Consider the following 25,849-nt stretch of genomic DNA (forward strand, 5'->3'; position numbering starts at 1 on the left):
CACATGCCATATCACGTGCATGAGCCCCGGGGATTTCGACTGGTACGCAATTCCTCCAGCTCCGCTTCCAGTTCCGAAGCTCGCTCAAAGAGCCAATATGCCAGGTTGAGCACGTCAATGGGCGCATGATCCGTCTTCTCTCTACTCAACCATCGATCCAGGATCAGCGAGACGAAGCCGGATAATTGCGCCAGGAAACCGATCGGATGCCCGCCCTCTACACCAATTGGAAGGTCTTTAGATATTTTCCTGACGACATCGACGGCATGAGTGTACCTAGTAATGAAGTCCGGATGCGTCTCCCCGGGTTCATTCGATGCGACCCAACTTTCGTCAATATGCGCCAGCGCAGTTAGAGCAATCACAGATCCTCCCGTAGCGCGATAGACTCGGGCCGGCGTAATTTCTCCAAGTAGAGCCCCAGACATCATGAGAAGGGCCAGCATATCGGCCTCCACCTCGTCTCTTTGCTCTACATTCAGGGACTCGCCCGGTGACGAGATCTCATACCGCGCCTTAATTTTCTGAAAATGCGCCAGATTTCGACTTGCCCGCGGGTACGCGTCGTCGGTATGCCCCAGCAGGTGGTGCGCAAGCTCGTGAGCAAGGACAAATTCCTCAATAGACCGGACAAGTTCGTGATAGGCCTCACGGCTGGCCGACACAGGAAGTTCACTTAAAAGCTCATGACCTGCAAAAATTTGCCGATTATCTCTCCACGAACCCCTTTCCCCATCAGCTACAAGGATGGGAGTGAATCCGCCGTCCCCAACCTCCTCCAGGATCATCATGAGTACACCTTCGTCTTCATCGGTGAAATCAACATCCGCACCTAGAGTGCGAATCATCTCGAAGTATTTGTAGTACAGAACGGAGTAAATCATTGCGGCGGAAGTAATGCCGTAATTCACCTCAATAACACCCACCTCCCCGGAACGCCACGCCTCCGCGTTGGCATGACCGTGCAGGTTCCTGCCAGCGAATAGCCTCCTAACCCTCGCTTTCCAATCCTCGGGCAGGCAGGAAATTAGCCCTTCCAGCAAGAGCTCAAGGTCGGGACAATTTGACCGATTAGGCTCCCATGCAAAATATTCCGCGAATCTCGGGTTAGATAGAACATCCAGCCTGCCCTGCGTTTCAAAAACCGTCTTCCAAAAGTTCTGCCGCGGCAGTTTCCGAACTTCATGAAACGTCTTGCAGGACTGCTTGAGATCGATCACCAAAACGCCCCCAGCTTCGAAAATTGGTGCGATTTATATCAATAGCTGCGGTGATTCTACGACGACACACAGCGAAAGCGCAGCGATATTTCAACCCCGAGACACCTACGCCATGCGACGACGAGCCCGGCCTCCTTCTCGCGGCGGCGCTCACCTAAGCCGTGCCACCCAGAACGTGCCGTAAGGCAGCACCTGGCCCGCCAGCAAGAGGATTATCCCGAGAGGCCGCTCGCAACCGGCGACAAGGGAGTCCGCCGTGGCGGACCATCTGCCGCGCCGGATGACAGCTGGTGACCGAATCGATCGTGCACCAGTTGTCCGGGGGTGGGGATCCAAGACGGTCGCAGGGGCGTGCCGACGCCGCGGGACGTTTCAATGCCCAGAGGGTGATGGCGGCCCAACGCAGCCGAGACACGAAGCCGGAGCTCGCCTTGCGGCGTGCTCTCCACGCATTGGGCTTCCGCTACCGCGTGCACCTGCCCATCCCTGGGATGCCGCGCCGCCGTGCTGACGTCACCTTCACGAGATGGCGGACTGCCGTGTTCGTCCAGGGGTGTTTCTGGCACGCGTGTCAGAAACACTTGCACGCTCCGAAGCACAACTCCGATTGGTGGCAGCAGAAGCTCCAAAACAACGTTCGCCGCGACGAGGAGACCGACACCCACCTCGTACTCCTGGGCTGGCTGCCGCTGCGCATCTGGGAGCACGAAAGCGTGGATGGCGCCGTCGGAAGGGTGACGGCTGCCCTCGCCGCCCGTGACCACCCTCTGGCCCTGCGGCTAGGGGTCCAGGACGTCATCAAGCCTGGCCTGGTGGGTCCCCCTGGCTCCCTCCTCGGGGCAGGTAAGGCCCCTCACGGGCGCGGTGAAGGGGAGCCTCTGAGGGCCGACTGCCTACCGGATCAGCTCCCGTCCTTGTCGTCCGAGTCCCGTACGTGAGGCGCTGCGGGTCCGTGCGGGTTTTGCAAGGTGTCCCAGAAGTGCGGACGTGGCGTATCGTCCTCGGCCGCTTCCTGCCAGCCTTGGATCCGTTCACCCTCGTCGCTCGCCGCCGCGCCCGGCATGAACGTGGCCGCATCCGCGTCGGTGGGCTGTGAGCCCTCGGGGGCTGGGAAGTGCGGCGACCAAGTCCCGGTGTTGTCCCCCTCACCTGAAGCCCTACCCTCCGGCCCCTCACCCCAGCCCTCGTCGGACGTAAGGAGGAGGGTCCGCCTGATCTCCTCGGCGGCCTCGTCCAGCCCGGCTGCCTCCAGGCTCCGCACCACACGGTGCACGAACACCGTGTACTCATCCATGTCCGACTTCAGGCCCACCGCCGCCAGCAACAGGAGCAGCCGGTCCGAAGCCCCCACTTCCTCCTCATGGTTGAACGCTCCTCCTCCCTGACTGTGCCCGTCCCACAGCGGGCCCCCGGCGGTCGCCTCGCTTCGCGCACCCACGGGCGGGACGAGCAGGTGACGGAAGAGCTCGGGCACCTCCTCGTCGTTGGCCGCCGCCGCGATCTGGGCGAGCGGGCCGATCATGTCGACCGCCTTCTCGATCTCGTTCTCGTGTCGGGCCAGCCACCACACCACCGCGCTGCCCGCACTCTTGAGCACGTCGTCACCGAGGTAGCGCCGCTTGTTGCGCTCGTGATGACGCTCGTACTCCCAGACCTCCTCGTCCTTGCGAAGGTCGTTCAACTTCCGTAGGCGCTCGCGATCAGCGGGGGCGAGGGTCAGCGTCACATCCGCTGCCAGGGCCTTAACCCGTCCGCTCCGGTCCGGGAGCGGGACGCCCAGCTCCCCCTCCAAGAGATACCGCGCGAAGCTCGCCCGACCGGGCTCCTCGTGGTGGACGACCGCCAAGGCCCGGCTGACGACCGAGGCCACGGCAAGGGCCGGGGAGGCGCCGTCAGAGTAGCCGTCGTGACCGGGAGCCGGCCTCCACCACACGGTTGCGGAGAAGAGGAAGTCGTAGCCGTCCGCCGAGCTCGGCAGCGCCGCGTCGACCACCCGCGTCTCCTCGTACGGCTGCTCCGACGGCGCCGCGGGCGGCTCGGGTTCCCTGGGCTCGTGCGAATCGACCGGCACGCTGCCACGGCCGGGGGCCATCATCACGAGCAGTAGGGAACCCGAGGCCGTGACCATGCACATGAAGCCCCACAGCCACGCCGACCAGTGCAGGAGGTTCCCGAGCGCAGCCGGTGCCAGGCCGCAGAGAGCGACGAACAGCAGGCTGGGAAAGCGGTGTTTCATCGTGCCTCTTCCGTGGTCCGTGGTCCGCCACCCGTACTCTGCGTGCGGGCGTACTGCGCGTGGTCGATGTGCCGCCAGAAGAGGGCGGCGACAGCCTCCCTCGACGGGTGGCGCGTGGGTCCCACCCAGTCGTAAGCGATGGCGTAGAGGCGGTGGAGAGCGACCGCGCGGCTGTGCGTCGCCCTGACCATCAAGCCCAGCGCCATCTCCCGCGTACTGTCGCCAGCCACTGCGTTCAGCCAGCTACTCGCCAGCAGGTTCCAGAGGTCCGTCGGCCGCTGCGAGAAGACCGCCTCCCAGCCCAGGAACAGGTCCGGCCATGGTGGCGGATCCGGTGCCCGAGCGCTGCTCAGCAGCTCGGTAAGCAGGCGGAGATGGGGATCCGTCTCGCGCGGCACCCGGCCCGTCCGCTCCCGCAGGCGGTCAATGAGCAGTCGGTAGAGCCGACGGTCGCGGCCGGCGAGGTCGAGGAGTGCCTCCCGCGCCTCACCCGCCGCCGCCCCTTTCCGTACGGCGAGGTGGTGGAGCCGCACCATCGCCTGATCAGGGTGCGTCGCGCCGAGGCTCTGGAGGCAGGCGTTGGTCAGGATGCGGGCGAGACCATCCGATAAGGGGCCGGACCTCGCGCACTCGTATATCCGCCTGCGGAACCAACCCCCGAACCTCTCGTGGCTAAGACCGAGTTCGAGGGCGGCCACAGCTCGCGGGTCGCGCGATGCTCCGGTTGCACGATCCGTCCAGCGCACCACCAGGTCGAAGAGGTGGTCGGGCCGACCGACGGCAAGAGACCGCTCGCCGAAGCGGACGACGGCGTTCACTCTGTCGTCGGTGGTCAGACCGTGTAGACCAGTGGCATGGCCGATCCAGTCCTTGAGCTCATCGCGCACCCCAGGGAAGTTCGCCCAGAAGTACGTCCGTACGGCGTCGGCGTATGCCAGCCGCCCGAAGCGCAGCCCTCCGTCAGCATCCCGCTCGATCCCGAGCGCCTCCAACCGCTCCCCGAAGTCCCTCCCCGCGAGCTCAGTAGTCGCCTCTTCCTCGTGCCTCACCGTCTTCATCAAGCCGTGCCACGCCTCGTAGACGGTGTCGGCATGGGCCTCCTCGAACACCGCCGTCGCAAGCAGCAGCGCCCGCTCGGACGCGGTGCGGACCGTCGTCACCTGCTTGCCCACTTCACCGGCACGATCAGTGACCGCGTGCATCGCCTGCTCGAGCCATCCCGCGAAATCGGCGCCGAACCGACCGTCTTCACGAGCGGACCTGATCAGCCCTGCAAGCCGCGCCAGTTCCCGCATGGGCGAGCGGTCACACAGGCGCTGGAGGTCGTCGCTCCGCAGGTCGGCGGAGCGGAAGGGCATGCGGTCCATGCGGAGGTACCGGGTGACGACGGCAACGCCCCGGGGGCGCCGCAGCGTCACCCTGTCCGGTTCGAGGTCCGGCGAATGGGCGTGATCCATGCCCGCCGGCAAGACGACGACCAAATGGGCCTTCGCCTCCTGGACCTGTGAACGACGCAGGGCCATGAGGCGCTGGGCCTTGGTGTACGCCTCCTCGTCGGCGATCCCAGAGAGGTCGAGGAGGAACCGGTCCCCCTCGTCGGGCGGGAGAGGACTCCCCTCCGTACCCGTGTCCGTGTCCTTGTCCGTGGCGGGAAGCTCCTCGAACCGGACGCCATCCTCGTCGGCGCCCTCGTCCTCACCGAGCCCGTGCAGCAGCATGATCGCCGCTGCGCGGCGGCCACTGCCGGGCGGCGCCTCCAGCAGCACCACCGACCCCGGCTTCTCCAGGCGTTCGGCAGCAACGCGGTAGCCCACCGGTCGAACGAACCGGTCGGCCAGGCGCTTCCGATCCTCACGGGCGACCCTGAGGGACTCGACCCCTCTACGGATCATCCAGTCCGCGCCGGCGCCGTAGAAGACGTACTGGTGCCCCTCACCGTTGTTCACCGGGCCGCGCGGATCATTGACGGTGACGCGGTCCTGCTCGGTCATCGTCCGTCGTCCGAGCGCCGACGCTCGCGCTCGATGCGCTGGTGGACCGTACCGCTGTTGTCGCCCGCCGTAAACTGGACCCCGGTGTTGTCACCCTGGAAGTGGGGCGCGTTGTACTGGTGTCCCCGACCGGTGTTCACCGGCCCCTGCGGCTCGTTGACAAAAGTGCCGGACAGGTCTCCATTGAGGTTTCCGATACCGCCTCGCACGCGTTGCTCGACATCGCGCGTCCGCATCCTGGTGTGCCCGGCGTCCTGGGCCGACTTCTTGCGGGGCTTCGCCTCTGCCCGCTCCCGCGCAGCGCGGAGGTCGCGGTCCACTGCGCCCAGCTCGGGCAGCAGTCGGCCGAGGGCGTCGCCGATCGCCGTCAGGTCCGACTCTGCGTTGCGGTGGTCGAACCGCCGGTACTGGCAGTCCGCCAGCTCCCGCAGATCGTCCGGGAGGACGGCGTGGTCGATCCGTGTGGCCTTTCCGACGAGCACTGGGATCACGAGAATCCCTCGGTCGAGCGCGGTCTGGATCTCACGACGGGTCCAGTCCTGGTCGCTTTCGAGGGCGGAGCGGCCGTCTTCCCCCTGTACTTCCGCCCAGCGCGGGCCGATCACGGCTAGGAGCGCCTCGCACTCCTCCACCGCCCTGACCAGTTCCGCTGGGAAGCGGTGTCCGAGCGCGATCGAGGTGCTGGCGAAAAAGATCCGCTCGCTGCCGAACCGCCGGGCTAACTCCCGAGCGATCATGGTCGCCACTGATTCCTCGTCGCCTGTGCGGTAGTTGACGAAGACGTTGGGCATGAAGGTTCCCTTCGTGGGAGGCAGACGGAAGACAGTGCCGAATGGGTACGAGTTCGGGTGCTGTGAACCGGGGCTTCGCGGCCCTGGTCCACCCGGGTGGTGAGGCCCCGACCGTGCGACGGCATGGCGTCCACGGGAGGGCCTACGGATGCGCACGGCCCGGCGGGGCACTGACCGCGGGCAACCCCGAGAAGCCGGGGCGCAGCGCGACGCATCAGGCGGGGACTGGAGGGTCTCGCCGGGGGTCGTCGGATCTGGAGGCACCCGGCAGTCCGGCGAGACGCGCGGCTCGAGCCCGTATCGGTCGTGGAGTCGTTGTCAGTCGTGCGCGGGGGCGAGCACCCGTGCCAGCGCCGGTTGCAGATCGTGTACGGCCCGGCTGCTCCGGAACCGGGAGAGTTCCCGCGCGAGACGCCGGACATCGCTGTTCACCGTCGCCGAGGGTACGGCCGGCATCACCGCCAAGAGCTCCCCGGCGATCGCGCACGCGCGTTCGACCTCTCCGGAGGCCGCGTGGGCCAAGGACCTGCGGAAGCCGTATCGGGCGCGGGTTCGCAGCGCGTGCGGCGGGAGGCGACGGCACTCCCGGTCAAGGACCTCGGCAGCGGCCTTGGGCCGACCGAGGTCGTACAGGCACCAGCCGGTCGTCATCGCCGCCGGATCGCTCACGTTGGTGGTGCCGATAACGGGGCCGGCGCCGCTGCGGGCGTCGTCACTGTCGAGCAGCTCCCGTGCCCTGTCGAGGCTGCGGAGGCAGTCGAGTTCGTCGCCGACTAGCGCGTGCCCCTGCGCCTCCCGCTGGGCCGCGAGTCCCCGGATGCGCGGCGGCAGTTTGTCACTCTGCGCCCGTCGGGCCAGGGCGACGGTGCTCGCGGCGTCCCCGCCGTAAAGCGTGACCAGGGCGCGGCGCACAAGCGCGTAGGAACCGAGGTACGGATCGCCCCCTGCGCGTGCCAGTCCGTCGGCCTCACCGGTCCAGCCGAGTGCCGCGGCGCTGTCTCCGGCCTCCTGGGCCATCCAGCCGGTGAACTCCGCAAACCGCGAGGCAAGCAGGAGCGCGGGGGCCCGAGTGGCGGACGGGGTGTCGGCGGCCAGCGCGGCGATCGTGCGCGTCTGGGCCTCCAGCAGGGGAAGCAAGACCTTTGGCGCGGTGGACTGGCCGAGCATTCGTAGCTGGTCGAACTGCGTGCGGAAGGAGGGAAGGAGGGGGTCGGTGGCAGAGAACGCCTGACCGCCGAGTTTCAGTCCGAGGTCGATCAGTGCTCCCGTACCCGCCGCGAGAACCTCCCGGCGCCCGACGAGCCACGGGCTCGGGGTGGCGGGGGTTTCGGTGGTGTCCGATTCGGTCTCGGGGCGGGCTGCCAGACGCTGCAACTCACCGTTCGCGCCGAGGAAAGCGTCGCACCGCCGGGCCAGCTCGGGGGACGCAGAACGCTCCCCGCGTTCGACTTTGCTGAGGTACCCCTTGTCGTAGTTGAGCGCCACGGAGAACTCGGTCAGAGTCAGTCCCGCATCCTGTCGTAAGCGACGAAGTTCTGGGCCGAAACGTGAAGTTGCACTCATTATTGGCCTCCCCTTGAATAGCGAACGTGAGGGTCGTAGCCCTTACGTGGAACTCTCGTTCACCGGTCGACACGAAGACCTATGGCGAACACCCGCCGTATCGGAGCCCCATCGCTTCGCATCCGAGAGCGAGTTTGACACGAGGCCTACCTTGAGGATCGAGGTTCGACGGTGTTGCCCGTTGCCTCTTACGCCCTCCGTTGTGCTCTGCCTGTTCCTTGCCGTGACCGGAGTCGATCGCGCTCGGGACAAATCGATCGAGAGTGACGGGGTAGGTGACTTCGCCCGATCACACCACCAAGAGCACCAAGTCGTTCGGTGCATGTGTCGATCAAGGAAGATGCCCCAATGGCCAGTGGCACGTGATCCGAGACCGAGACTGTCAAGGTGGTCAAGCCGCAGCAGGCGAAGGCGGTGGACAGCCGACTGACCGACGAGTGGGTCGGCCGCGGCCGGGTCGATGGCCTCCGGCTCACTGGTGAGAAGGGGGCGTCACCAGCAATCCGAAGCTGCTGCGGGAGTTCTGACTGCAGGGCGAGATCACTTCCTGCGCAGTGTTGATCGCGATACCGACTCCGCCACCAACCACCTCCGCCCGCCGCGCCGGAAGTGGGTCCTGCCTGGAGTTCCGCCACACCTTCCGCTGCGCGGGCGACGACTGCCCCAGCCACGACACGGCCCTCAGGGACTGGGAGGCCGGCGAGCCCTACCGGAAGTTCCTGCGCAAGTACGGTGAGGCCGACCTCCGCGAGCAGCTGCGTGAGCGGTGGTACGAGCGCACGTCCGCCCCGAACCGCGCCGTACACCTCTTCCTCGGCAACATCGCCGCCGACCCCAGGAGCGGGCGGCATCCAGGAGGGACCGTTCCCCTGCGAAGGGGCCGCCGCACCCGACCTCATGCACCGCCAAGCCGAAAGCAGCCGCCCCGCTCCTGCCTCGCAATCACTACTCCGCGTAGCCTGCCTTGACACGCGGATCGCGGGTCCCGACCAGCGGCACTCACCCTTCAAGGACCACCCCCGACGGGGAGAATCTGGGGAGAATGAAGCCTCGTTGGGGAGCGGCTGGGGAGAATCGACCGCATCAAAGGGCAGCACGGCGAAACGGCCGGAAAGACGGATCGGTGCAGACCAGGGGCTCTCTGCAGCCGGTTTCCGCAGGTCAGCGGTGTGAGGGTGACGACTTCAAGAAGATCTCCGCCTGGGCGGCCATCCTCTTCGCCCCCACGCTGGTCGGCACCATCTACGGCATGAACTTCGAGGACATGCCGGAACTGAAGTGGGCAGGCGGCTACCCCTTCGCAATCCTGCTGATGGCAGTGGTCTGCGTGAGCCTGTACGTCATCTTCAAGAAGCGCGACTGGCTGTAAGAGCCGTGGTGCGACCGATGGGCCCGACGTCATGTCGGGCCCATCGGTCGTTTCACGGCACACCCCCGGCGGGGTTCAGCGGCACAGGGCGGTGTCCACGGCGCGTTCGAGATTTCGCCGGCCCGCCTCGTCGGTGAGCTGCATGGTGACTGCGACGGTGGTGGCACGGCCGTCGTCGGTGGCGCCGCCCCGGGTCTCGTACCCCGGGAAGCTGCCGCCGTGGCCCCAGGAGAGACCGCCGCACGGCAGCGGCCTGCTGACGAGTCCGAGTCCGTAGCGGGCGGCGGGGCCGAAGGTCGCTTCGGCGGGGACGGTGGAACGCATCTGGGCGAGCTGGGCCGAGGGCAGGAGGTGGCCCGCCAGGAGTGCGCCGAAGAAGCGGTTGAGGTCGGAGTTGGTGGAGACCATCTGACCTGCCGCCCAGCCCCAGGAGGGGTCGATCTCCGTGATGTCGCGCAGCGGTCCGTCCGCCGGTTCCCGGTAGTAGCCGTGGGGGTGGGGCTCCCGAATACTCGCGTCACCGGGGGCGGGGAAGTAGGTGTGGCGCAGCCCGATGCGCTTGATGATGCGCCGGTCGATCTCCTCGGCGAGGGGGCGGCCGGTGACCTTCTGGACGATCAGGCCGGCCAGCACGTAGTTGGTGTTGCTGTACTTCCAACTCGTCCCGGGGTCGAACTCGGCCGGGTGCTGGAGGGCCGTGTCGAGCAGCTCGCGGGGGGAGTAGTACCGCACGTCGTCCCCGAGGTAGTCGCTGTAGTTGGGGAGTCCGCTGGTCTGCTGGAGGAGCTCGCGGACGGTGATCCGCCGTCCGTCGATCCCCTCTCCGCGGACGAGTTCGGGCAGGTAGGTGTCCACCATCGTGTCGAGGCCGATCCTCCCTTCGCCGACCAGCTGCAGGACGACGACCGCGACGAAGGTCTTGGTGTTGCTGCCGATCCGTACCTGGCCGTCCCTGGGCACCTTCGAGCCGGTGGCCAGGTCGCCGAACCCTGCGGTGTAGGTGCGGATGCGGCCGTCACGGTCCTGGACGCTCGCCAACGCGGCGGGCATACCGTCGTCGCGCACCAGCGCGTTCAAGCTCTGCTGGACGGCGTCCGGCCTGGCGGCGGAGACCGAGGGTGGGGCGAGGGCCCCCAGTGTCATGACGCCGATGACCAGCGCGGCCGCGGCGGGCAGGGCTCGTCGCCGCGTGCCCTGCTGCTGGCCCGGCAAGCGAAGCCCTTGCCGTGTCTGTCCACGCATGAGTCAACTCCTGAGGAATCGTCGGATCGTCGTTCGGGTCGCCGGGTAGCCGGATGCCCGCTTCATCCGCACAGGGCCCTGTCCACGGCGTCCATCACGTGCTGCGTGGCCGCCTCGTCCGACGGGATGCTCGTGACCGCGACGTTGGCCGCGCGACCGTCGTCGGTGACGCCGCCCCGGGTCTCGTACCCCGCGATGTCGCCGCCGTGGCCCCAGTAGACGCCGCCGCACGACAGCGGCCTGCTCGTGAGACCCAGCCCGTAGCGGAGGCCTGAGGTCCCGGCGGGGACCGTCGTGCGCATCTCGGCGAGCTGGGCCGCCGGGAGGAGGCGGCCGGCGAGGAGCGCGGTGAAGAAGCGGTTGAGGTCGGAGTTGGTGGAGATCAACTGGCCTGCGGCCCAGCCCCAGGAGGGGTCCATCTCCGTGAAGTCGCGCAGCGGTCCGTCCGCCGGGTTGCGGTGGTAGCCCTGGGGGTGCGGCTCTCGGATGGTCATCTCTCCGGGGGCGGGGAAGTAGGTGTGGCGCAGCCCGATGCGCTTGATGATGCGCCGGTCGATCTCCTCGGCGAGGGGGCGGCCGGTGACCTTCTGGACGATCAGGCCGGCCAGGATGTAGTTGGTGTTGCTGTATCCCCACGTCTCCCCCGGATCCGCGTCGGCCTTGTACCGGAGGGCGATGTCGAGCAGCTCGCGGGGTTCGAGGTACCGGTTCCTGATCTCGTCGTCGTCGACGTGCACGCCGTAGTCGGGGAGTCCGCTGGTGTGCTGCAGGAGCTGACGGACCGTGATGCGGCGTCCGTCGATCCCCTCTCCGCGGACGAGTCCGGGCAGGTAGGTGTCCACGGTGGCGTCGAGGCCGATCTTCCCTTCGCCGACCAACTGCAGGACGACGACCGCGACGAAGGTCTTGGTGTTGCTGCCGATCCGTACCTGGCCGTCCCTGGGCACCTTCGAGCCGGTGGCCAGGTCACCGAGCCCTGCGGTGTAGGTGCGGATGCGGCCGTCACGGTCCTGGACGCTCGCCAGCGCGGCGGGCATCCCGTCGTCGCGCACCAGCGCGTTCAAGCTCTGCTGGACGGCGTCCGGCCTGGCGGCGGCGGAGACCGAGGGCGGGGCGAAGGCGCCCAGTGTCATGACGCCGATGGCCACCGCGGCCGCGGCGGGCAGGGCCCGTCGCCGCGTGCCCTGCTGCCGCCGGGTCGGGGAAGGAAGGCCCTGCCGGGTCTGAGCTCGCATGAGTCAACTCCTGGGGAATCGTTCGGTCGGAGCACGAATCCTGGTTTCCAGGGCCCTCTGACCGCATCGCGGGAAGGCGGGAGAATTCGCTCCCCCGATCGGGGGAGGCTGCCGGTGGGCTGCCCGGCGATACTGGCGACCATGATCAGGGGAATTCGGCCGCTGTTACGCGGCTCCACGTATTCGGGTGTGCTGTTCGCCTATTGCGGCGCTCTGGCGAGCCTTCCGCTGCTGCCTTTCGCCCTGGTGCCGGCGCTGTCGTGGCAATCCGCTCCCGAGAGCGTGCAGATCGTCCTGGTCCTGCTGGTCTGGGCGGCACTGGTCGGCTTGGCCGGACTGGCGCGCCCTGTACGGCGGGCGCTGGTCGTATCCGCCCGCCGGCTGCTGCGGGTGCCGCTGCCGATTCCCGTGGCCGGTCGCCGGACCTCTGGTGCCCCCGGCCTCGACCACTGGCGGACCCCGCTCTGGCTGGTGCTGCACGTGGCACTGGGGTGGACGGGCGCCCTGGTGAGCGGCGTGCTGGTCATCGCGGGCCTGACCCTGCCGGGGGGCCGGCTCCGCTCCGAGATGGAGCTGAGTCTGTTCGGCTGGTCGGTACGGGCGGAGGGTGGCTGGGGCAGCTGGGCGGTGGCGCTCGGCTGCCTGCTGCTGGCGGCGGCCGTCTGCGTGGTGGTGACGAACGCTCTGCGGTGGCTGGCGCCGAAGCTGTTGGGGCCGTCGTCGGCCGAGCTGCTCGCGCTGGCGGCCGAGCGGGAACGGCTGCTGGCCGAACGCAACCGACTGGCCCACGAGTTGCACGACTCGATCGGGCACACACTGACCGCTGCCACGATCCAGGCCGCGGTGGCCGGCGAGGTGCTCACCGCCGACCCGGCGGCGGCGCGGGCCGCCATGCGCAGCATCGAGGAGTCGACGCGGGCCGCGCTGGAGGACTTGGACTACGTGCTCGGAGTGCTGCGCGAGGAACAGTCGGCAGCGGCCCCGACCCGGACCCTGGCCGACCTCCCCGAGCTGCTGGACCGCCTGCGGCACGCGGGCGCGGTAGTGGAACCGGAGCTGTCGGGCGAGCTGGCACAGGTCCAGGGGACGCTCTCCCGGGCGGCGTACCGGATCCTCCAGGAAGGGCTGACGAACGCGCTGCGCCACGGGGCGGGCGGCCCGATCGAGGTCCTGGTGGCTGCCGGGCCGGACGGACTGGATCTCACGGTGGTCAACCGGACCGGGGCACGGACGGGCCCGGGCCCGAGCACCTTCTCGACCTCCGGCCACGGTCTGCCCGGACTGGCCGAGCGCGTCAGGCTGCTGCACGGCGAATTCCAGGCCGGCCCGGACGGGACGCAGCACTGGCGGCTGGCCTGCCGGCTGCCGGCACGGGCGTCGGCGTGAGCGTCGGCGTGAGCGGATCCGACGCGGGCGAGGGCACGGCCCTACCTTCCGTCACCGGCCCCTGCGTCACCCTCCTGATCGCGGACGACGACGAGGTCACCCGCAGCGGCTTGCGCATGCTGCTCGCCGCGCAGCCGGGGATCACGGTGGTCGGCGAGGCCGCCGACGGCGTCGAGGCGGTCGAACGGGCGAGGATCCTGCGACCGGACGTGGTTCTGATGGACGTCCGGATGCCGCGTCTCAACGGGATCGAGGCCACCCGCCAACTCGTTGCCGAAGCGGTCGAACCGCCGAAGGTCGTGGTGATCACCACCTTCGAGAATGACGGCTACGTCACTGCCGCCCTCAGCGCGGGCGCCAGCGGCTTCGTCCTCAAGCGCCTCCCGGTCCGCCGGATCGCCGAGGCGGTACGGGTGGTGGCGGCGGGCGAAGCGGTACTTTTCCCGGCCGCACTGGGCCGCATGGTCGCCCCCCGCCCTCTGGGCTCCGCGGAGGCCCTGCCGCGGGCCGCCCTGACCGGCCGGGAGGAGGAGGTGCTGCGCCTGGTGGCCACCGGGCTCTCCAATCCGGAGATCGCGGAGGCCCTCACGGTGAGCCTGGAGACGGTCAAGACGCACGTCGGAAATGTGCTGACCAAGCTCGGCGCGCAGAACCGGACCCATGCGGTGGTGATCGCGTACGAGTCCGGCCTGGTGGTCCCGGGCTTCGCCGGCTGACCGGCTTCAGTACGGGCCACGCCGCAGCTCCGCCCTGCGGTCCACGGTGCCGCGCTCTCCGGATCGCCCTCCAAGACGCGGATGTCCACGGTCACGACGTACGTCGCTGCCACTACATTGCGTAGCCCGCCCCTCCACACACTGCTCCACGTCTACAGCAACCCTGACGGCGATCGGTGTCTGCGTCACCGGCGACCTGCCTGCCTGGCACAGGCGCTACTCGTCTTCGGCGGCCGTGATCTGTTCGAGGACCGCTGTGTAACGGGATCGCCTGTCGGGACGGGCGTGGACGGCGGCGTGTGTGAGCGTGGGGATCGCCCGCTCGCCCATGCCGATGAGCCCCTTGGCCGCTGTCCTGCGGACGACGGGATGGGGGTGCTCCAGCATTCCGGTCAAGGCGGGCAGCGCGGGCGCCCAGTTCGCGTGACAGAGAGTCCGGATCGCCGTGCGCACCAGGTCCGGCAGGGGGTCGTCCAGCAGGATCGACGTGTGGTGCAGGTAGGTCTGCCGGTCCAGCATGGCCCGCGAGGTCCGGTGGGCGTGGAGGCGGACCTTGGGCTTGGGATGACGCAGCAGCTCACCGATCAGGTCCCGCAGCCGGGGGTCCCGATCCGGGTCCGGGCCACGGTGTCCCTCGACCAGTCGCGCGAGCGCTTGGCGTACCCGCACCAGGTCGCCGGTACGGGCCTGGTCCAACAGCTGCTGCCGGGACGGGGGTTGCGACGCCTCTGTCGGCATGTCCGGTGCAGGGTCACGGAGCCTTGCCAGCGATGCGGCGTCCTGCCGTGCGGCGTCCGGGCGACGCAGCGGACCCTCGACGAGGAGCAGCGAGTCCGCGAGGTCGTCGCGTCCTTCCGCACGCAGTCGGCGGCGGATCCGCGTCAGCGCGGGGGTGCGCAGCAAAGGTCGCCCGCGGAGCAGGTCGAGGAACCCCCAGGCTCCGGCGTCGAGCCGCTCTCCGAGATGCTCCGCCAATACGTCGACGGGGACCCGGCCCAGTGCCCGCCCGGCTGCGGAACCGGCGGGCGGCGGCTCGTGCTCCCACCATTCCAGCAGGAGCGGGACCAGCGGTTCCAGGTCACGCGGGTCGAGCCGGCCGGCCACGAGAGCGACCCGATCGCGCAGGATGTCGTCCGCGCGGAGTTCCGTCTCGCCGATGGCGTTCAGCGTGCGGGCCAGGTCGACACCGACAGGTACGTCGATGCGGCCGCGCAGGAACGCCCGGAGCACGGGAAGCCTGGCCTCGGGCTCGGGCCACTCCAAGAGCGCCCGGGCCGCAGTGTGCCGGTGCTCCGCGGCGGATGCCCGCACCATGGCGAGCAGGCGCTCCCGTAGCGCGGTCGAACGAGGCTGGTCGAGGTCGGCGATGTGCACGCTCCGCGGCGCGTGCACCTGAGCCTGCGCCTGCGCCTGCGTGGTCTCGGCGATGGTCCAGGGGGGTGCGTCGAGCGGTTGGATGTCCGTCATCCAGTCGATGAGGGCGGGTCGGACCTCGGGACCGGCGCAGGCGTAGACATCGATCAGTGCGCCGAGGCGGTCCCGGGAGCCCGGGACGCCCTCGTGCGGCGCGCGGATTCGGCGGAATCGCTCCAGGGCGCTCGGCGTGCGCACGGCCGCGTCCAGCGCGGCTCGCCACGCCTCGGCCTCGGCAGGCGAGGGTGGCGCAGGGGGCTGCGGGGCGGCGAACGCCTCCCGCAGCACAGCGGTCTCGGCCTGCCAGGGGTCGGCGCCCCGTCGGGCCGAAGCGAGTGCCCGCTCGAGGTCGGCGCGGACCAGCACCGCGTCGAGGGCGCGGAGCAGCGTCGGTACGGACCGACTCCCGGGACCGGGGGGCAGCGCGCGTACCGCGTCGACGACTGCCGGTTTCAGAGCCGCCGGCAGGGTCGGCGCGACCGCTTCGAGTACCGCGACGAGGTCGTGCCGGTCTCCGTCCGAGGCCTCGGCGAGCCCGTCGAGGAGAACCCCCGTGCACCGGGCGAAGGCCGTCAGTTCCTCGGTCGTCCAGGGTGCGGGGCAGAGGCGCAGGACGAGGCGCAGGACGCGAGTTCGGGCGGCGGGTTCGGAGCCGGCCAGCCGAAGCCAGTCCGCCAGCATGGGCCGCAGCACCCGCAGCTGCGTGGGGTGCGTCTGCTGATGCCGTGCGGCCACGCGTAGCGCGACCGACGGGTTCCAGCCCTGCGCCGTCAGCGACCTCACATCCAGGTCTGCCGCGATGTCCGCCGCCGGCCCCGGCGCGGCGGGCGGGGTGATCCCGTGCGTGCGCATGGCCGTGGTCAGCTGGTCGATCGTCCCGGAAGCGAGGCCGACCCGGCCGGCCGCCACCAGGGTGAGCAGGGTCGGCGCGACCCGTGATGCCTGGTCGTCCAGTGCGAGGACCGAACGCGCTGGCAGTGTGCGGTCGAGGCCCACCAGCAGCAGTTCACGGGTGCGGCCGTCCTCGCTGTGTTCGGCGGCGGCGAGGACGGTCGCCGGGTACGCCTCGCCGAGAATGGCGCGCAGTGCCTCGACGAGCGAGCCGCGCAGGCCCGGATTGTCGTGACGCCCGAGCCAGAAGAGCAGTGCCGGTACGGTCGTGGGCGTCCCCACGCGGACCAGCACCTCGGCGGCGGTCTTCTTGATGTTCATGTTCGGATGGTCGAGACAGGCGGCGATCGCGGTGGAGGCCCAGCGGGCCCGCGCGTGGCCGAGTGCGAGCAGCGCCTGCCGGACGGTCTGGACGTCCTCGGCGGCGGTCAGCGCGATCAAGGTGGCCGACAACGCCTGCGCGTCGTCCCCGGTGGCGTCGCGGGCGAGCAACGCGATCACGTGCTTGCGCACGTGCCGGTCACGGTCCCGCAGCAGGCGGTGCACGCGCATCCGGGTACGCGCGTAGGGGGCTCGGAGCAGGAGTTCGAGCAGGATCGCCCGCTCGCCGCTCGACAGTCCGGGCCGGTCCAGCAGATCCAGGCCCATGGTCGCGACGAGTACGTCTCCGGCCTCGCGTGCGGTCGCCGCGTCGAGCAGGCAGGACGGCCTGATCCGTCCCCGCTCGTGGAGACGACGGCCCAGGTCGTGCACGGCATCGAGGATCTCCTGGGGCACCGCCGGCTCCCCGCCGGGCCGGCCGCCTTCGCCTCGCGGGGAGGCTCCGCCCGGTTCCCAGGACGCCGCCAGCTCGGCCACGATGCCCAGGAGCAGGTCCGCGATGACCGGCAGCGTGCCGGCGCCGCCGTGGGCGGCCAGTCTGCACAACGCCGCCACCGGCTTGTTCGGGTCCAGGTGGGAACTCAGCAGGGCCAGTTCCTGCTCGTCCGGGCCACCGAGATCCGTCGCGATGCGGGTCGGCAGGTCGGCGGGATCGAGACGGACGAGGATGGCACGTCGCTGTGACGGATCGTGGGTCAGATGCCACAGCAGCTCGAGGGCGTGGTTCCGCACCGCGCGGAGGTGCGGCGCGATCACGCCCACGCTCTCCGCCGTGGCAAGACCGAGCCCTTCGCTCAACGCTGTCGTGGTCCGGTGCCCGCCGATGGCCTCCAGCGCGTCCAGGGCCGCCGCTGGATGGGACGGCAGGAGAGCGAGCACAGCGTCTTCGGCATCCGCGTGGCGCAGTGCGCGGATCGCGTCGAGAAACGGACCCGGGAGGGGAGTCGACGGAAGAAGCCGTGTGATCGTGTCCCCGATCGGCAGCTCCTGCGCCCCCTGCTCGGCCAGGGCGACCAGCAGCGCGAGCCGCCGCGGCCAGCTCGGATCGTCCGCGTCCGTATCCACCAGCGCACGGAACATCACCTGTCGGCAGGTGAACAGGATCGTCGCGATCTCGTGGGGCGCGATCGAGTGATCGGCCAGCGCCAGGCGGATGATGGAGGGTACGTGCGGTTCGTCCGGGAAGTGCCCGCGCCGGTGGAGGCCGCGCAGGCATGCCACCGCCGGCACACCGAACAGCAAAGGGTCCCGTGCGGCGATGGTCGTCAATGCGCCGATGTCGCCGCGGTCCGCCAGGTCGCCGAGCAGTTCCATCCCGCGCCGACGAAGGCCCGGCGGCAGATCCGGATCGTCGATGACCTGTCGCAGCAGGTCGCGGTGCCCGTGGTGGGCGGCGGCCGTGATCGCGGCTTCGGCCACCTCGGGCCGTGTGAGCACCGAGTCCGCGGCGAGCAGCGGAGACAGCCGTGCCGACGGCAGGGGGTCCGATCCCGCCCACGGCTCGGCGAGTTCAGCCACTGCGGCAGCGACGACGGCTGTGCTGTCGACACCGAGCAGGCCGACCGCGCACGCGCGGACCCGTGCGGGAGCCAGCAGACCGGCGTGCAACCCCTGCCGGGCCAGCCGCAGGGCCGCGGCCTGCAAGACCGGGTCGCCGCTGCCCGCCAGCTCGTTCACGAGTTGATCGGGCCGGTGCGCGCGGGTGACGGTCATTCCCTGCACGGCCTGGTAGAGCAGTTCGCCGGGACGCTCCGTCCGGATCACCGTCGGCTCGTTCAGGACCTCGGCGCGCAGCCAGGCGATCTGCACGCGTACCGGCAGGTCGACGGTACGCCACGACGGCTTGCGGAGCCCCTGGCGGTACGGCCCCAGTCGTTCATGGAGCCGTGCCAGGACGAGCGCCTCCTCCGGCGGCCCCTGGACTGCCACCGGCAGCAGCCTCGCGAGTTCGGCCGTCTCGGTCCCGTCGCCCGTACGGCCCGACGTGACGCGCTCGGTCAGGAGGACCAACCCCAGATACCGCACGCGGGAATCGTCGTGCCGGACGAGGAGTCCGAAGACGGCCGGCGGGCAGAGCCGCGCGTCGAGACGGCCGGTCAACCAGCCGACGTCGGCTCGGCGCACCGCATCGTGGAAGGCCTTGTCCGCCGGCGTGATCATCGTCGGATGCTAACGGGGACGTTCCCGGCCCCACCAGCGAGATTCGTCCGATGCCTCGCGCACCGCGTCGATGCGCAGGCCTCGCCGCCTCGCCGTCTTCGCCGCCCGACCCGCCCCCGGCCGGTGCCGGGCCGGTGCCGGGCCGAGGAAAGCTCGGACAGGACACTTGGCCGTTCTGGTTGAATCGGTGACGGCGTCCGGATGATCATTGCGCGCATGACTACCGTATCCGCGGCGCTCGACGTCTCATGCCTGCCCGACCACGCGCACGACTGGGCCCTGGTGGATGTCGAGACGTCCGGACTGATCGCACGGCGCGACCGGATCCTCTCGATCGCGGTGCTGACCTTCGGGCCGGACGGCGCGCCGACCGGTGATTTCACCACCCTGGTGAACCCCGGCTGCGATCCGGGCCCCGTGCACATCCACGGGCTCACCGCGGAACGGCTGCAGGGCGCCCCCACCTTCGACCAGGTCGCGGGGCAGATCGGCGCGCTCCTGCAGGACCGGGTCCTGGTGGCCCACAACGCACAGTTCGACTACGACTTCCTGGCCCACGAGTTCGCCCGCGCCGGGCTCCACCTGCCCGTCGCTCAGCGCCTGTGCACCCTGGCCTTGAACCGACGGGTGGAGCCGCCCACCGCCGACCTCAGCCTGGCCTCCCTGGCCGCTCACTACGGCGTAGCTCAGACCAGGGCCCATGACGCGCTCGACGACACCCGGGTCCTCGCGGGGATCTTCCGCGCCTCGCTCGCCGAAGCGGTACGGCTGGACCTGCCGCTCCCCCTGGTGTCCTGCCCACCTCGGCAGGACCCGCGGTTCGCACCGAAACTGCCGAAGACCCCGTGCGCCTACCGGAACCCGGGCCGACCGAAGCCTGGCAACCCGCTCGTCCAGGGGATGAAGATCGCCGTGACGGGTGAGACGGAAGTCGCCCGGGCCGAACTGGTCGCCCGGTCGGTCGCGAGCGGCCTGAACGTGATGACGTCGGTCAGCCGTCACACCAGCGTCCTCGTCACCAACGACGCGAACGCGCTCTCGGCGAAGGCCCGTCGGGCGGTCGCCGAGGGGGTCACCGTCCTCGACGAGCACGCGTTCCTCACCCTGCTGGCGGACGTGCGTCCCGGAACGCCCCACGAGAAGCATGCGCCGCAAGCGCCCGTCGCCCCGCAGCCTCCTGCCGCGCAGCCTCCTGCCGCGGTGCCGCGGCAGGCCGAGCCCAGGCAGGCCGAGCCCAGGCCCGCCGCGAAGCCGTTCGGGCGGCGAAGGGTCCTGGTGCTGGGCGGCACCCACGAGGAGGCGGCCGCCTCCCGAGCCCGTGTCGTGGAGATGGGCGGGGCTGCCGCGATCAACCTGTCGGCGAGCGTCACCGACATCGTGCTCCTGCCCGGCGGCGAGGACGATCGCCGCATGGTGCGCATCACCTCCCTGGGACTACCGGTCCACGACCCCGCGTGGCTCGGGACGTCGGCCCCCGAGCCGGTGGACTCCCACCTCGGAGCCGGCGCGTCGACCGAGGTCCTCCCCCGTGGCGGAGTCCTCGATCTTCCTGCCCTCCCCACCGCCGGCCGCTGGCACGTCGGTGCCTCCTGGGCACGGCGGACGGACTGCGAGATCGACGTGGTCGCCTTCGTCCTCGACGAGGACGAGCAGGTCTCCTGTGACGAGGACTTCGTCTTCTACGGCGCACCGGAAAGCCCGGACGGAGCCATTCGGCTCCTGTGCGACGGCCCGACCGAGCAGACCGTCACCATCGATCTCGCCTCGCTTCCCCCTGCCGCCCACAGGATCGCGATCGCCGCCGCCATCGACGGTACGGCCACGTTCGGAGACGTCGGGGCGCTCCAGATCAGCCTCACGCCCGGCAGCGACGCGCAGGTCACGGCGCAGGCCGCCCTCGACGGCACCACCAGCGAACGGACCCTCCTGCTCGCCGAGATCTATCGTCGGGGCGCGCAGTGGCGCTTCCGCGCCGTCGGGCAGGGCTACGACCACGGTCTCGAGGCACTCGTGCGCGGGTACGGGATCGAGGTCGCGTAGCGCCTGGTCGGCCGGACCGCGGTCATCATCGGTCCGGCCGTGCCCGCGCTCCGCGGGAGCGGTCGGCGCGATTGGCGCGATTGGCTCGAACTGCTCGGTCGGTCGGCCGGGGCCGGCCCTCAGCAGTTCGGGACCCAGGCGTGGGAGCGCGGCCGGACGGTGCCGCTCAGGTCGGTCCTCGTACCCACCTTCACGCAGCCCAGCAGCCCCTGCTGGGCCGCCCGGCCGAAGTAGACGACGTCGACCTTGGAGGCCCCCTCGGTGAGGTCGAACCCGTTGTTGAAGACGGAACGGGGCGCGCTGCGGGCCGTCCACGGGCAGGGGGCCGGGCCCTCGATCCAGTCGGCGCCGCCGTCGACCCAGGAGCACATCTCGCCGCGGCCGTCCTCCTCCGAGAAGAAGCAGACCGCTCCGCGCCAGCACCGGTCGTACCCCGACGCCCCGGCGGTGTCCCCGAGGTGGAACAGGCCCGAGGCCCAGAGGGCGCCCAGGCCGGCGAGCGCCGCCGTCCCGGCCGCGATCAGCGCGCGGCGCCGCCGGGGTGGTGGGGGAACCCGTGGGGCCGGTGGGGCGGGCGGCGAGGCTGCGGGCGCCCGCTCGGCCGCCGCTGCCTCCGCCCTCCGGAGCAGCGACGCGGCGGTGTGCGCGGCCCGGTCCTCGTGTCTTCGGGCCAGGCAGTCGCGGACGATGTCCCGCCAGTGCTCCGGCAGTTCCGGGGACAGGCGCAGCTCCTCCTCGCCCCTGGCGTAGCGCAGCGCGGCGTCCCGGCGGGCGGCGGGGGTGCCGCCGGGCAGCGGCAGTGCGCCGGTCAGGACGACGTGGGCGAGGACCCCGAAGGCCCAGATGTCGGCCGTCGGGCGGATCTTCGTACCGCGTTCGCCGACCTCCGACCAGAGCAGGTCCGGTGGGGTGTAGTCGGGCGTGGCGAAGGCCGGGGAGTATGCGTGGGTGCCTTCCAGCTCGGCGGCCATGTTGAAGTCGCCCAGCCGCGCCGTGCCGTCGGCCATCAGCAGCACGTTGCCCGGCTTGAGGTCGCCGTGCACCCAGCCGGCCCGGTGCAGTTGGTCGAGGCCCTCGCAGACCTGGGCGAGCAGGGCCGGTCCGGTCCGCGGCACTCCGTCGGCCAGCAGGGAGTCCAGGGAGCCCGCCGCCTCCTCCAGGACGAGGACGGTGGCGCCGTCGAGTTCGGGCCGGCCGGGGTCGTCGACCGTGAGCACCTCGTACAGCCGGATCAGCCGGGGTGTGCGCACCCGGCGCAGTACCTCGGTCTCGCGCTCGGCGAGCTCGCGCAGGTGCCGTAACTGGCGCGGGGTACGGGTACCGGTCGGCAGGACCTTGAGCGCGGCCCGCCCGGGCAGCCCCGGCTCGGGTTCGGCGCGCAGGGCGGCGTACACGCTGCCGAAGGCGCCGGCCCCCAGCAGGTGCCCGACCACCCAGGGGCCGACCCGGTAGCCGGCGGGGACGGTGAGTGCGCCGGGGTGCCCGGCTCTCCCGGTCAGCGGGCGGTACCGGTCGGGGCGGCCGGCAGGGCCGCCAGGTCCTGCTCGCGCACGAGGTCGAAGCGCAGGGCCAAGGAGACCAGGGTCTCCTTCTTGCCGACCAGCCGCGGCCCCGGATCCACGGTGTCGGGGCCGGGCTTGAGGCGCAGTTTGACCGCGAGGTAGTCGATGTTCCACTGCACGGCGGCGCGGTTGGCCGCGGGCCAGGACGGCTTCAGCCGTTCGACCACCTGCTCGACGGTGGGCAGGGGCGCGTGCGGTTCGCCGCGCAGCCTCGGCTCGCAGAGCGCGGTGAGGACCAGGAAGTACCGGCTGGAGCGGTCGAGCGGGAAGGGGACCACGGTCGGCTCCCCGTCGGGCTCGCCGGGGGCGTCCCGGTCGGCGTAGTCGTGGCGCGGCGCCCAGATGTCCAGGGTGAGCAGTTCGGAGCCGGCGGGCAGGACGAGCCGGGCGAATTCGAACGGGACCGGTGCGTCCAGCCGGCCGGGGCCTATCTTGATGTGCTCGCCGGCGCCCTCGGGGTTCTCGACCACGTACGTGGCCGAGCGGGAGTAGTTGCTGAGCGACCAGTACGTGGCGGTGGCGGTGATCTCCCCCGCCGAACGCGAGACGCCGGCGTGCGGGACCCGCAGGGTGTGCGGGCCGCCCCCGCCTCCGGAGGCGCCGTACGGGTGAGAGACGGGCTCACGGCCGAACCGGAGGGTCTGCCCCGGTGCCAGGCGGATCTGTGCGGTCGGGGACATGGTGGGCCCCGGAACCACGATGATGCTGTTCACGCTGCTTCCTTCCCCGGAGGTGCAGGGGAAGGCTAGCCGGCGGAATCAATCGTTCCCACAACAATGGCCTGTCTTCAGCACTCCCCGCGCCACTGGAAGCGCTCGATCGTCCGGCCCCCGGCGGGGAGGTTCCCGCGTCCCTCGTCCCAGCCGCGGTGCAGGCAGGCGCCGCCGCCCTCCCGGAAGTACACCTGCACGTGGTCGTAACCCGGCTGCGGCGTGCCGTTGTTGAAGAAGGACCGGCGCAACCCGCACGTGCTCCGGGGCTCGTCGACGGCGGAACGGCAGACGGTGCCGGTGCCGTCGGCCCCCGAATAGAAGCAGACGTGGCCGGGCGGGCAGTCCTGCCAGGCCGGGGGCGGGGTGCCGGCGCAGTTGCGGCTGGTGACGCTCGGCCACTCCTTCGCGGTGCCCGAGTACTCGATCCCGTCGAAGTGGGCCGGGACGCGGTGGCTCTCGTCGGTGAAGTCGCCGGAGGCCAGGTAGCGCTGCTCGTAGTGCAGGTGGGACCACTGGGAGGCACCCGTGGTACCGATCCGGCCGATCCGCGTGGACGGCTGGACGGGGTCACCCTTCTTGACGTAGGTCGCCGGGTCGTCCTTCAGGTGGTAGTACGCCGTGAACCAGCCGTTGCCGTGGTTGATCTGGATGGTGTTGCCCGAGCCGTCGGTCCAGTACGTGGCGGACACCGTGCCGGCGGCGGACGCCAGGACGGGCAGGGCGTCGGAGCCGGTGTTGCCCTCCACCACCATGTCCAGCGCGGGGTTGTGGCCCCAGGTGTTCAGCTGCCAGGTGGTCCCGCACGGGAACGGCAGCTGGAAGGGCGGCTTCGCCGCCACGGAGGCGGCGTCGGGGGCGGAGGCAGAGGTTGAGGCGGGCGCGGGCGTACCCGCCAGCACCAGTCCCGCCAAGCACATCAGCACCACCGCCCACAGCCTGCTCGGATACCGCAGCACGTCTTCCCCTCCCGGCCCCTGTGGACGGCGCCCGGACGGGCGGTCCCCCGCGTCATGCTGGGGTCGGGGGCCGGGCCGCGCCACCTCGTAGCTACGAGGGTGGGGTGCGGGCGACGGCGCCGCCGGGCCGAAAGGGACGGCCTACGGCTCGATGAGCCCGACCCGGATCGCGTACCGGGTCAGTTCCAGCCGGTCGCGCATCCCCAGCTTCTGGAGCAGGTTGGCCCGGTGGCGCTCCACGGTCTTGGCGCTGATGACCAGGAGGTCGCCGATCTCCTTCGAGGAGTGGCCTTCCGCGACGAGCTTGAGGATCTCCTCCTCGCGCTCGGTGATCGCCCGGGCGGGCAGCGGGTCGCCCTGGCGGGCCCGGTCGAGGTAGTTGCGGATGAGGGTGGTCTCGGCCCCGGGATAGATGAACGGCTCGTCCCGGATCGCCGCCCGGCACGCCTCGACCAGGTCGCGGTCGGCGACCGACTTGGGGACGTAGCCGGCGGCCCCGGCCTTGAGCGCCTCGAAGAAGTACTGCTCGTTGTCGTACATGGTCAGGATGAGGATGCGCAGTTCCGGCCGCAGCCGGGAGAGTTCCCGGGCGGCCTGCAGCCCGGTCATCCGGGGCATCGCCACGTCGAGGACGGCGAGGTCCACCTCCCCGGTACGGGCCAGGGCGACGGCCTCCGCTCCGTCCCCGGCCTCGGCGACCACCGTCAGGTCCGCCTCGGCGTCGAGGATGAGCCGGACCCCGCGCCGTACGAGGGCGTGGTCGTCGGCGAGCAGGACACGGGTCGGCGGCCGTTCAGGATCGGTCAACGGTTCCCCTCCGTGCTCGCGGCGGCGGCCGTGGCCACGGCCGGCACGTCCAGCCGTACGTCGGTGCCGCCCCGCGGGCCGCTCCCGATGGCGAGGTCGGCGCCGATCAGCAGGGCCCGTTCCCGCATGCCCTGGATCCCCGCGCCCTCACCGACGGCGCCGATGCCCCGGCCGTCGTCGCGGACCAGGAGCCGGACCGCCCCGTCGGGCCGGCCCGACAGGTGCACCTCGACCTCGCTCGCGCCCGCGTGCCGGGCGGCGTTGGTCAGGGCCTCCTGGGCGACCCGGTAGACGACGAGTTCGGCCGCCTCGTCCAGCGGGGGGACGTGGGGGCCGATGACGTGCCGCACGGTCAGCGAGCCGCTGGTGAACTCGGCCGTCAGCGCGCGCACGGCACTGTGCAGCCCGAGCTCCTCCAGGACTCCCGGGCGCAGCCTGCGGGCGATGCGGCGGATCTCGTCCAGGCTGGTGCGGGTCGTCTCCTGCGCCTGGCGGAGTTCCTCCCGCAAGGGCGCCGGGGCGCGGTCGGCGGCGTGCTTGAGCTGGAGCAGTACCGCGGTGAGGGTCTGGCCGACCTCGTCGTGCAGTTCCTGGGCGATGCGCCGCCGTTCGGCTTCCTGGGCGGAGAGGGCGCGGGCGCTGCTGCCGGCCCGCTCGGCCTCCAGGCGGCCCAGCATGGCGTTGAAGGAGGTGGTCAGCTCGGCCACTTCGGCGGGGCCCTCCACCCGTGCCCGGCCGCCGGGGCGCAGCAAGTCGACCGCGCTCATCGCGCGGGTCAGCCGGCCGAGCGGTGCCAGGCCGATCCGGAGCAGGGCGGCGTCGGCGATGAGCATGGCGGCCAGCCCGGCGAGCAGCACCACGGCCTCGCCGAAGAGGACCGGGGTGGAGACGGTGACCGGGCCGAGCAGCAACAGGACGGCGGTGACGAGGACGGCCGCGTTGAGCAGGAAGATCCGCCAGTACAGCGACACGGGCGTCCTTCCTCTCGTTCCGGGGTCCGCCGCTCCGGCGGACCGCTCGCTTCCACTATCCCCGCCGATGCACTCCCACACCTGCGGTGACCTGCGGTGGGACCGGTGTCCCCGCCTCAGCCTGTCGTGTGCCGGGGGGCTTGTCCATCCGTGCCGACACCCATATCCGGCCCCCCGCGCGAGGTGGCACCATGAGCCCGCGCGGC

At 70.6% G+C, this 25,849-nt stretch carries 17 protein-coding genes and 1 pseudogene; 5 read left to right on the forward strand and 13 right to left on the reverse strand.

The genetic code is table 11. The features are described 5' to 3' along the window. Positions 1–11 precede the first annotated feature (11 nt). Positions 12–1,220, reverse strand: coding sequence for a hypothetical protein (locus AB8A24_RS15995; RefSeq protein WP_369476223.1), 1,209 nt, complete (start codon positions 1,218–1,220; stop codon positions 12–14). A gap of 386 nt (positions 1,221–1,606) precedes the next feature. On the opposite strand from AB8A24_RS15995, the gene AB8A24_RS16000 reads away from it, so the two are divergent. Then, complete coding sequence (locus AB8A24_RS16000) at positions 1,607–2,158, forward strand: very short patch repair endonuclease (protein ID WP_369476282.1); 552 nt, start codon at positions 1,607–1,609, stop codon at positions 2,156–2,158. On the opposite strand, the gene AB8A24_RS16005 is transcribed toward AB8A24_RS16000, so the two are convergent. From AB8A24_RS16005 to AB8A24_RS16020, 4 genes are all read right to left on the reverse strand, one after another. Then, a complete protein-coding gene (locus AB8A24_RS16005) occupies positions 2,122–3,456 on the reverse strand; it encodes a hypothetical protein (RefSeq protein WP_369476225.1) in 1,335 nt (444 codons plus the stop codon). The genes AB8A24_RS16000 and AB8A24_RS16005 overlap by 37 nt on opposite strands. Then, positions 3,453–5,447 (reverse strand): hypothetical protein, encoded by a 1,995-nt coding sequence (locus AB8A24_RS16010; RefSeq protein ID WP_369476227.1) that lies wholly within the window; start codon positions 5,445–5,447, stop codon positions 3,453–3,455. Before AB8A24_RS16010 ends, AB8A24_RS16005 begins: the two co-directional genes overlap by 4 nt. Further along, positions 5,444–6,238 carry a TIR domain-containing protein gene (locus tag AB8A24_RS16015; RefSeq protein ID WP_369476229.1) on the reverse strand — a complete coding sequence of 265 codons (795 nt, stop codon included), beginning with the start codon at positions 6,236–6,238 and terminating at the stop codon, positions 5,444–5,446. The genes AB8A24_RS16010 and AB8A24_RS16015 overlap by 4 nt, the downstream gene beginning before the upstream one ends. Before the next feature lie 318 nt (positions 6,239–6,556). Continuing rightward, entirely contained in the window at positions 6,557–7,801 is a 1,245-nt protein-coding gene (locus tag AB8A24_RS16020) for a multiprotein-bridging factor 1 family protein (protein ID WP_369476231.1), read from the reverse strand. A gap of 1,177 nt (positions 7,802–8,978) precedes the next feature. Between AB8A24_RS16020 and AB8A24_RS16025 the strand changes: the two are divergent. Then, positions 8,979–9,170, forward strand: a pseudogene (locus tag AB8A24_RS16025) (CorA family divalent cation transporter); the annotation flags it as partial. A 75-nt stretch (positions 9,171–9,245) separates the two neighbouring features. Here AB8A24_RS16025 and AB8A24_RS16030 read toward each other — a convergent pair. Both AB8A24_RS16030 and AB8A24_RS16035 read right to left on the reverse strand, forming a co-directional pair. Further along, complete coding sequence (locus tag AB8A24_RS16030; RefSeq protein ID WP_369476233.1) at positions 9,246–10,412, reverse strand: serine hydrolase domain-containing protein; 1,167 nt, start codon at positions 10,410–10,412, stop codon at positions 9,246–9,248. Between the two features lie 62 nt (positions 10,413–10,474). Then, a complete protein-coding gene (locus AB8A24_RS16035; protein WP_369476235.1) occupies positions 10,475–11,647 on the reverse strand; it encodes a serine hydrolase domain-containing protein in 1,173 nt (390 codons plus the stop codon). 141 nt (positions 11,648–11,788) lie between these two features. On the opposite strand from AB8A24_RS16035, the gene AB8A24_RS16040 reads away from it, so the two are divergent. After that, positions 11,789–13,033 (forward strand): sensor histidine kinase, encoded by a 1,245-nt coding sequence (locus tag AB8A24_RS16040; RefSeq protein ID WP_369476237.1) that lies wholly within the window; start codon positions 11,789–11,791, stop codon positions 13,031–13,033. A gap of 8 nt (positions 13,034–13,041) precedes the next feature. Beyond that, positions 13,042–13,749: a response regulator transcription factor gene (locus AB8A24_RS16045; protein ID WP_328961017.1), complete on the forward strand. Its 708-nt coding sequence runs from the start codon at positions 13,042–13,044 to the stop codon at positions 13,747–13,749. A gap of 216 nt (positions 13,750–13,965) precedes the next feature. Here AB8A24_RS16045 and AB8A24_RS16050 read toward each other — a convergent pair whose 3' ends face one another. After that, entirely contained in the window at positions 13,966–18,594 is a 4,629-nt protein-coding gene (locus AB8A24_RS16050; protein WP_369476239.1) for a HEAT repeat domain-containing protein, read from the reverse strand. 216 nt (positions 18,595–18,810) lie between these two features. On the opposite strand from AB8A24_RS16050, the gene AB8A24_RS16055 reads away from it, so the two are divergent. Continuing rightward, a complete protein-coding gene (locus AB8A24_RS16055) occupies positions 18,811–20,634 on the forward strand; it encodes a TerD family protein (RefSeq protein ID WP_369476241.1) in 1,824 nt (607 codons plus the stop codon). A 119-nt stretch (positions 20,635–20,753) separates the two neighbouring features. Here the strand turns inward: AB8A24_RS16055 and AB8A24_RS16060 are convergent, their stop codons facing one another. From AB8A24_RS16060 to AB8A24_RS16080, 5 genes are all read right to left on the reverse strand, one after another. Further along, entirely contained in the window at positions 20,754–22,067 is a 1,314-nt protein-coding gene (locus tag AB8A24_RS16060; RefSeq protein ID WP_369476242.1) for a serine/threonine-protein kinase, read from the reverse strand. A 62-nt stretch (positions 22,068–22,129) separates the two neighbouring features. Beyond that, positions 22,130–22,909: an FHA domain-containing protein gene (locus AB8A24_RS16065; protein WP_328961021.1), complete on the reverse strand. Its 780-nt coding sequence runs from the start codon at positions 22,907–22,909 to the stop codon at positions 22,130–22,132. A gap of 74 nt (positions 22,910–22,983) precedes the next feature. Continuing rightward, entirely contained in the window at positions 22,984–23,865 is an 882-nt protein-coding gene (locus tag AB8A24_RS16070; RefSeq protein ID WP_328961022.1) for a peptidoglycan DD-metalloendopeptidase family protein, read from the reverse strand. 141 nt (positions 23,866–24,006) lie between these two features. Then, entirely contained in the window at positions 24,007–24,672 is a 666-nt protein-coding gene (locus tag AB8A24_RS16075) for a response regulator transcription factor (protein ID WP_328961023.1), read from the reverse strand. Beyond that, positions 24,669–25,643 (reverse strand): HAMP domain-containing sensor histidine kinase, encoded by a 975-nt coding sequence (locus AB8A24_RS16080; protein ID WP_369476244.1) that lies wholly within the window; start codon positions 25,641–25,643, stop codon positions 24,669–24,671. The genes AB8A24_RS16075 and AB8A24_RS16080 overlap by 4 nt, the downstream gene beginning before the upstream one ends. Positions 25,644–25,849: the final 206 nt, after the last annotated feature.

This window comes from Streptomyces sp. BF23-19 (assembly GCF_041106355.1).
In the GTDB taxonomy this organism is placed as follows: Bacteria; Actinomycetota; Actinomycetes; order Streptomycetales; family Streptomycetaceae; genus Streptomyces; species Streptomyces virginiae_A.